Genomic DNA, 8,261 nt, shown 5'->3' on the forward strand with positions numbered 1-8,261 from the left:
GCCAGTAAAACCGGTGCACGTGGTGTACCTGATGCACCGTGCATGCAGGGTTTACGACCGCTGCGCGCTCGTTCGCGGGCCAAGCCCGCGAAGGGGCCATCAGACGGTAAGCAGACGCTCACGCAATTGCGCGATCTCGTCGCGCATCTGCGCCGCAGCCTCGAACTCCAGGTCGCGCGCCAGCTGGTACATCTTCTCTTCCAGGGCCTTGATGCGCTTGGCGATCTCGCCCGGCGAACGCAGTTCGGCCTCGTAACGCTCGCGCTCCTCAGCCGCCTTGGCCATGCCCTTGCGCTTCTTGCTGCGCGAGCCCGGTACATTGGCGCCTTCCATGATGTCGGTAATGTCCTTGACCACACCCCTGGGCACGATGCCGTTGGCCTCGTTGAACGCGATCTGCTTGTCGCGCCTGCGCTCGGTCTCGCCGATGGCCCGCTCCATGGAGCCCGTCATGTTGTCCGCGTACAGGATCGCCCGGCCATTGAGGTTACGCGCCGCCCGACCGATGGTCTGGATCAGCGAACGCTCCGAGCGCAGGAAACCTTCCTTGTCCGCATCGAGGATCGCCACCAGCGACACCTCGGGCATGTCCAGGCCCTCACGCAACAGGTTGATCCCCACCAGCACATCGAAGGTGCCCAGGCGCAGGTCGCGGATGATCTCGACGCGCTCCACGGTGTCGATGTCCGAGTGCAGGTAACGCACCCGCACATCGTGATCGGCCAGGTAATCGCTGAGGTCCTCGGCCATGCGCTTGGTCAGGGTGGTGACCAGTACGCGCTCCTCCACCGCCACGCGCTTGCGAATTTCGGACAGCAGGTCGTCGACCTGGGTGGTGGCCGGGCGAATCTCCACCTGCGGGTCCACCAGGCCGGTGGGGCGCACCACCTGCTCCACCACCCGACCGGCATGCTCGGCCTCGTAGTTGCCAGGGGTGGCCGAGACGAAGATGGTCTGCGGGCTGACCGACTCCCACTCGTCGAAGCGCATCGGTCGGTTGTCCAGCGCCGACGGCAGGCGAAAGCCGTATTCAACCAGGGTTTCCTTGCGCGAGCGGTCGCCCTTGTACATCGCCCCCACCTGCGGAACGCTGACGTGGGACTCGTCGATCACCAGCAGCGCATCTGCCGGCAGGTAGTCATAGAGGGTCGGCGGCGGCGCGCCGGCCGGGCGCCCGGACAGGTAGCGCGAGTAGTTCTCGATGCCGTTGCAGTAGCCCAGCTCCAGGATCATCTCCAGGTCGAAACGGGTGCGCTGCTCCAGCCGCTGGGCTTCGACCAGCTTGTTGTGCTTGTGCAGGTACTCGAGGCGCTCCTTGAGCTCGACCTTGATCCCCTCCATCGCATCGAGCAGGGTCTCGCGCGGCGTCACGTAGTGGCTCTTGGGGTAGAAGGTGAAGCGCGGCAGCTTGCGGATCACCTCGCCGGTCAACGGGTCGAACGCCGCGATGTTCTCCACCTCGTCGTCGAACAGCTCGATGCGGATCGCCTCCAGGTCCGATTCGGCCGGGAAGATGTCGATCACGTCGCCGCGTACCCGGAAGGTGGCGCGGGCAAAGTCCATGTCGTTGCGGGTGTACTGCAGGTCGGCCAGGCGGCGCAGCAGCGCGCGCTGGTCAAGCTTGTCGCCGCGGTCCACGTGCAGGACCATTTTCAGGTAGCTTTCCGGGCTGCCGAGGCCGTAGATGCACGACACGGTGGTGACGATGATCGCGTCGCGCCGCTCCAGCAGCGCCTTGGTCGCCGACAGGCGCATCTGCTCGATATGGTCGTTGATCGACGCATCCTTCTCGATGAAGGTGTCGGACGACGGCACATAGGCTTCAGGCTGGTAGTAGTCGTAGTAGGAAACGAAATACTCCACCGCGTTATTCGGGAAGAACGACTTGAATTCGCCGTACAGCTGCGCGGCCAAGGTCTTGTTTGGCGCCAGCACCAGCGTGGGGCGCTGCACCTGGGCGATCACGTTGGCAATGCTGAAGGTCTTGCCCGACCCCGTCACCCCGAGCAGGGTCTGATGCGCCAGCCCGGCCTCGATACCTTCGACCATCAGGCGGATGGCTTCGGGCTGATCGCCGGCCGGCTGGAAACGGGTGACGAGCTGAAACTCGGACATGACTAACCCCTGAAATGAGCAGACACAGGCAACTGTATCTATAGACAGTACTTATACCCAATTAGTGGCCCACGGCGCCAGTTTCAAGGCAAATGCCGAGGCATTTCCCAGTATTGACCCGGGCATGCGACTAACGGTCGAAAAATATTTGCGCAAACAGCAGGAAAAGCTGCGACAGACTGTCGCCGTGACCGATGGGTATCACTATACTGACTCCCCGTTTGTGCACCGCTTCAGTGCATCCGGCTTGGAGCGTGCAACCCCTATCACTCTCCATCAGAGCCAAGGTAAAAATGAGCCTGTTTTCCGCTGTCGAGCTGGCACCCCGCGACCCTATCCTGGGCCTCAACGAAGCGTTCAATGCCGATACCCGCACCCACAAGGTGAACCTGGGTGTAGGCGTTTACTGCAACGAAGAAGGGCGCATCCCACTGCTGCGTGCAGTCATCGAAGCCGAAACCCAACGCGCTGCCCAGCACGCTTCCCGTGGCTACCTGCCGATCGACGGCATCGTGGCCTACGACCAGGCCGTGCAGAAGCTGCTGTTCGGTGCCGACTCTGCCCTGCTGGCCGCTGGCCGTGTGGTCACCACCCAGGCCGTCGGCGGTACCGGCGCCCTGAAGATCGGTGCCGACTTCCTCAAGCAGCTGTCGCCCAACGCCACGGTTGCCATCAGCGACCCGAGCTGGGAAAACCACCGCGCCCTGTTTGAAACCGCCGGCTTCCCGGTACAGAACTACCGCTACTACGACGCCGCCACCCACGACGTGAACCGTGCCGGCATGCTCGAAGACCTGAACGCGCTGCCGTCCGGCTCGATCATCGTGCTGCACGCCTGCTGCCACAACCCAACCGGTGTCGACCTGAGCCCGTCGGACTGGAAGAACGTGCTCGAGGTGGTCAAGGCCAAGGGCCACATCCCGTTCCTGGACATGGCCTACCAGGGCTTTGGCGAAGGCATCGCCGAAGACGCCGCCGCTGTGCGCCTGTTTGCCGAGTCGGGACTGGACTTCTTCGTGTCCAGTTCGTTCTCCAAGTCGTTCTCGCTGTACGGCGAGCGCGTGGGTGCACTGTCGATCGTCACCGAGTCCAAGGAAGAAGCCACCCGCGTGCTGTCGCAGGTCAAGCGCGTGATCCGCACCAACTACTCCAACCCGCCGACCCACGGCGCGACCATCGTCGCTACCGTGCTCAACAGCCCTGAGCTGCGTGCCATGTGGGAAGTGGAACTGGCCGAAATGCGCCTGCGCATCCACGGCATGCGCAAGCAGATGGTCGAGCTGCTCAAGCAGTACGGCGCCCAGCAGGACTTCAGCTTCGTCGGTCGCCAGTGCGGCATGTTCTCCTACTCGGGCCTGACCGTTGAGCAGGTAGCGCGCTTGAAAGACGAGCACGCCATCTATGCTCTGGATACCGGTCGCATCTGTGTTGCCTCGCTGAACCAGAACAACATCCACGTGGTGACCAAGGCCATCGTCGAGGTCCTGTAATACCCGATTGCACGGGGGAAGCTTGACTTCCCCTTAGCAATCAGTAAGATACGCCCCAGATTCCGCGATAGCTCAGTCGGTAGAGCAAATGACTGTTAATCATTGGGTCCCAGGTTCGAGTCCTGGTCGCGGAGCCAAACACAGAAAAAGCCCCCAGTTGCGTTGAGCACTGGGGGCTTTTTCGTTCATGCGTACCCGCAACCTGCTACCGAAGCTAGCTGCGCCCGATGGGGAAGAACTGCCCCCCACTCCACACCCCCAGCCACTGCTCGCCGCCGATCTCGCGCGGCACCGCCAGCTCGACCAGCTGATAGAACACGCTGCGGTGTATCAAGGCTTCGAGATTGGTCCGCATATGCACGTAGGGCGACGGCTCCTGGGTGTGCGGATCGATCACGAAGCGCAGCGGATGCTCAGGCCCCGCCTCGACCACGTCCTCGACATTGCTGGTCAAGCGCAGCACCTGCTGCTCGCCACTGCCCTGCACGTCCATCAGCACGGCCACGAACGGCGCATCGTCGACCGTGATGCCGACCTTCTCCACCGGCGTAACCAGGAAGTAGTCGTCGCCATCACGGCGAATAATGGTGGAAAACAGGCGCACCATCGGCTTGCGCCCGATCGGCGTGCCCAGGTAGTACCAGGTACCGTCACGGGCGATGCGCATGTCGATGGCACCGCAGAAATCCGGGTTCCACAGGTGCACCGGCGGCAGGCCTTTGCCGGCCGGGATTTGTGCCAACAGGTCGTTGGCCTTGCCGGTGTCCACCATTATCTGCTCCTCAGCGGCTCATGCCCAACAGGCTGCGAGCGTAATCCTCAAGCGGTGCCGCAATCAAATCCTGCGGCTGGTTGTCGTGGAACGTCAGCAAACCGCCACGGCTGCGAATGCGCACGGTGTCGATCAGGTAGCGGGTACTGGTCTCGATCAGCATCAGCTGGATCACGCCGGTATCGATACCCAGGCGATCGACAGCCTGCTCGTCGTACCATTCGTCGCCGTTGCCGATACGGTTGTCGGCCTTGGCAAAACGCGCGTACAGCAGGTAATGCGCACCGACGTCACGCGCTTCGTTAAGGGCGTCTTCAAGGCCCAGCGGCCCCTGGGCACGGCGCACCAGCGGGAAGTATTCGACAAAGCCCTTGAAGGCCTCCTCAGCCACCACATTGGGCCGCGGGTAGGCACTGCCCGGCGGCACGAACACACCCTGACCGATAAAGATGAAAGAGTCGGGTTGCAAGCGTACCGACAGCGAACGGCGAGTTTCACTGTGATCGAGCAGACCGGCGTCGCTCATGTGGTAACGGACGCCTTCGCCCATATCACTGACATTCATGCAGCCACCCAGCGCCATCAGCGCCAGCAGCAGAACCAGGCTACGCATCTTTCCTCCAGAAGCCGGTGACGGAAAACCGGCGAACAGCCGCCAGATGCAGGTTTTGCGCCAGCTGGAGGGTTTGCTCAACCGCCGATGATCTTCATCACCGTGGCACCGCCGGAAAACGCCACCGCCTGCTTGTCGCCCAGGGCTTTCATCAGCACGCCCTGCAAGGCCGGCAGCGCCTGATGGCGAGGCTTGTCGAGCAGGTCGCCGATAAAGTGCCGGTTGCTCGACGACAGGCAGCCGTGCAGCCAGCCGGTGGAGGACAGCCGCAGGCGCGAACAGGTGCGGCAGAACGGTACGCTCTCGTTGGCAATGACACCGAAGTAGCCCTGCCCCGGCACCCGGTAGCGCAAGGCGGTGGCGTCGACCGGGGCATCGGCCTGGGCGTACTCGTGATGCCCGCCGATCAGCTGCAGCAACTGCTCCAGGCTGACGAACTGCTGCAGGAACGCATTGTTGTCCCTGGCCAGGTGGCCCATGCGCATCAGCTCGATAAAGCGCAGTTCGTAGCCTCGCGCCAGGCAGTAGTCGAGCAGCGGCAGCACCTGGTCGAGGTTCTGCCCACGCAGCGGCACCATGTTGACCTTGACCTTCATGCCCGCGTCGCTGGCCTGCTGCAGCCCGTCCAGCACGCTGGCCAGGTCGCCGCCACGGGAGATACTGCGAAACGCACCGGCATCCAGCGTATCGAGGGAGACGTTGAGGCGACGAATGCCGGCACCCACCAGCAAGGGCAGCTTGCGCGCCAGCAACTGGCCGTTGGTGGTGAGGCTGATATCGTCCAGGCCCAGGGTGGCCACGCCAGACAGAAAGGTTTCGAGCTTGGGGCTGACCAGCGGCTCACCGCCGGTGATGCGCAGGCGCTCGATGCCTGCAGCCTCGATCAGGTAGGCCACGGCGCGCGCCATGGCTTCGGCCGAGAGTTCGTCCTGCGCCGCGACCAGGCGCTTGCCGTCCGGCACACAGTAGGTGCAGGCATAGTTGCAGGCCGCGGTGAGGCTGACACGCAAATTGCGAAAACGTCTGCCTTGGCGATCGACAATCATGGAGAACTCCGGCATGGATGAATCGGGCCTGCAAAACCTGACTCAGAAATCAGTTTTTTGCAAGCCTCTTACCTGAGTATATTCCTGCGCAGCGTGGCTCAGTAGCGCAAGAGCGCCAGCGGTGGCTCAGTTGCCGGAAGGTTCGGGGTCGCGCTTGCGCTTGTTGCCCATCCGCACGCCGATATCCATGAGGAACTGGAAGAACCCTTCCTGGTCCTCCAGCACGTTGCTCCAGAACGGCGAGTGGTACAGCGCCACGGCGCCGTGCACCAGCGCCCAGGCTGCGCAATAGTGGAAGTACGGTGGCACATCCTCCAGCTTGCCCTCGCTGATGCGCCCCTTGATCAGCAGCGTGAGGCGCTCGAAGTTGGAGGCGCGGATCTTGTGCAACTCCTCGACCATCTCCGGCACCTGATTGCCCTTGACCACCTTCTCTTCCAGGCGGTCGAACAGGCGATAACGCTGCGGGTCACGCATGCGAAATTCAAAATAGGCGCGCGACAGGGCTTCCTTGTCGCGGTCGACATCGGCAGAGTGCAGCAATTCGTTCAAGTCGCGCTCGTAGTCGAGCATCAGGCGCAGGTAGATCTCCGCCTTGGACTTGAAGTGCTTGTAGATCGTGCCTTTGCCGATACCGACGGCGTCAGCGATCATCTCGACGGTGACACTGTCTTCACCCTGTTCGAGAAACAGCTTGAGCGCGGTATCGAGAATTTCTTGCTCACGGCGACGAAACTCACGGACCTTACGAGGTTCTTTCTGCATAAGAAGGACTGGATCAAAATCGAAGCCCGGTATTATGCCTAACTTGCGCCAAAATGCACGGATCATCCGACCATGCCTATGTTTCTTGATGAGTTTGAACAAGCTGACGGCCTGCGTTACCTGAACCATGCCGCCGTCGCCCCATGGCCCAGACGGGCGGCCGAGGCAGTCAGTCGCTTTGCCAAAGAGAACGTTTTACTGGGTGCGCGCGACTATCCGGACTGGATGGCGATGGAACAACGGCTGCGCGAACGCCTGATGCGCCTGACGAACGCGCCCTCCACCGATGACATCGCACTGGTCAAGAATACGTCCGAAGCCCTGTCATTCGTCGCCTTCGGACTGGATTGGCAGCAAGGCGACCAGATCGTCATCAGCGACGAGGAATTCCCGTCCAACCGTATCGCCTGAGAAGCCTTGGCCACTCAGGGCGTGGAGGTGCTGCAGGTGAGCCTGAAGGGCGACGACCCCGAGGGCGCCCTGCTGGCGGCGTGCGGCCCGCGGGTAAAACTGCTGGCGATCAGTGCCGTGCAGTTCGCCAGCGGCCTGCGCCTGGACCTGGTACGCCTGGGCGAGGGTTGCCGGGCACGCGGTGTGCTGTTCTGCATCGATGCGATCCAGCAGTTGGGCGCCCTGCCCTTCGACGTGCAGGCCTACCAGTGCGATTTCGCCATGGCCGATGGACACAAGTGGATGCTCGGGCCGGAGGGCCTGGGCGTGTTCTATTGCCGCGCCGAGGTTCGACCGCAGCTCAATCTCAGTGAATATGGCTGGCACATGCTCGAACATATGGGTGACTACACCCGTACCACCTGGGAGCCGGCCCACAGCGCACGACGCTTCGAGTGCGGCAGCCCGAACATGCTCGGTGCCGCGGCGCTGGACGCGAGCCTGTCGCTGCTCGAAGAAGTAGGGATGGTACAGGTGGCGACGGCCATCGAGCAGCGAGTGCAATGGCTATGCGCGGGGTTGCTGGAGATTCCTGGTGCGCGCCTGCACAGTCCGCAGGTGGCGCAGCGGCGTGCGGGGATTGTGTCGTTCAGCCTCGACGGGGTCGACAATGCCAGGGTTTACCAGCAACTGAAGCAGGAACAGGTGGTGTGTATCACACGGGGGCCTGGGGTGCGGTTTTCCCCACACTTCTATACCGAACGGCGTGTGATCGACGAAACTGTTGCAATTGTGCGGCGCATTGCAGAGCAATGAGTGCTCAGCAGGGGCTGGTGTATTCCAAATCTGTTTAAAAAACGACCAGCGCCTGATGGAACCTGACCAATACTTGAGGTGTTGGCGCGACGCATCCCCCCAAGTGACGCGCCGATGAAGGTGAACATGGACCGCTCGCCTTTGTTTTACTCCTAATGGTCTTAACCCGGATTCCCCCCCCAGAACCCGGGTTTTTTTTGCCCGTGCGGCGGGCTGCCGTTGCCGTTGCCGTTGATCTTGATCTTGATCTTGAT

The 8,261-nt window shown here is 62.3% G+C and carries 6 protein-coding genes, 1 tRNA gene and 1 pseudogene; 3 read left to right on the top strand and 5 right to left on the bottom strand.

Features of this window, described 5'->3' with window-relative positions; translation table 11 throughout:
* Nucleotides 1-99 precede the first annotated feature (99 nt).
* On the bottom strand, nt 100-2,115 hold the full coding sequence (uvrB, locus tag KUO17_RS26165; RefSeq protein ID WP_217978446.1) for an excinuclease ABC subunit UvrB: 2,016 nt from the start codon (nt 2,113-2,115) through the stop codon (nt 100-102).
* Nucleotides 2,116-2,408: 293 nt separating this feature from the next.
* Here uvrB and KUO17_RS26170 point away from each other — a divergent pair, with 293 nt between their 5' ends.
* Together KUO17_RS26170 and KUO17_RS26175 are read left to right on the top strand one after the other, a co-directional pair.
* On the top strand, nt 2,409-3,605 hold the full coding sequence (locus tag KUO17_RS26170; protein WP_217978447.1) for an amino acid aminotransferase: 1,197 nt from the start codon (nt 2,409-2,411) through the stop codon (nt 3,603-3,605).
* A gap of 61 nt (nt 3,606-3,666) precedes the next feature.
* Nucleotides 3,667-3,742: transfer RNA gene (locus tag KUO17_RS26175), tRNA-Asn, on the top strand.
* Between the two features lie 77 nt (nt 3,743-3,819).
* On the opposite strand, the gene KUO17_RS26180 is transcribed toward KUO17_RS26175, so the two are convergent.
* The 4 genes from KUO17_RS26180 to KUO17_RS26195 all read right to left on the bottom strand — a co-directional run bounded on the left by KUO17_RS26180 (nt 3,820) and on the right by KUO17_RS26195 (nt 6,801).
* Complete coding sequence (locus KUO17_RS26180) at nt 3,820-4,377, bottom strand: DUF1285 domain-containing protein (protein ID WP_217978448.1); 558 nt, start codon at nt 4,375-4,377, stop codon at nt 3,820-3,822.
* A 10-nt stretch (nt 4,378-4,387) separates the two neighbouring features.
* On the bottom strand, nt 4,388-4,990 hold the full coding sequence (locus KUO17_RS26185; RefSeq protein ID WP_163946710.1) for a DUF4823 domain-containing protein: 603 nt from the start codon (nt 4,988-4,990) through the stop codon (nt 4,388-4,390).
* Nucleotides 4,991-5,067: 77 nt separating this feature from the next.
* The gene (locus KUO17_RS26190; protein WP_217978449.1) at nt 5,068-6,036 is read right to left on the bottom strand and encodes a GTP 3',8-cyclase MoaA; all 969 of its coding nucleotides are present in this window, start codon (nt 6,034-6,036) and stop codon (nt 5,068-5,070) included.
* A gap of 126 nt (nt 6,037-6,162) precedes the next feature.
* Complete coding sequence (locus KUO17_RS26195) at nt 6,163-6,801, bottom strand: TetR/AcrR family transcriptional regulator (RefSeq protein ID WP_163946716.1); 639 nt, start codon at nt 6,799-6,801, stop codon at nt 6,163-6,165.
* Nucleotides 6,802-6,873: 72 nt separating this feature from the next.
* On the opposite strand from KUO17_RS26195, the pseudogene KUO17_RS26200 reads away from it, so the two are divergent.
* A pseudogene (locus KUO17_RS26200) lies at nt 6,874-8,007 on the top strand (aminotransferase class V-fold PLP-dependent enzyme).
* Nucleotides 8,008-8,261: the final 254 nt, after the last annotated feature.

Origin of the sequence: Pseudomonas aegrilactucae, assembly GCF_019168305.1 — a bacterium.
Classification (GTDB): Bacteria; Pseudomonadota; Gammaproteobacteria; order Pseudomonadales; family Pseudomonadaceae; genus Aquipseudomonas; species Aquipseudomonas aegrilactucae.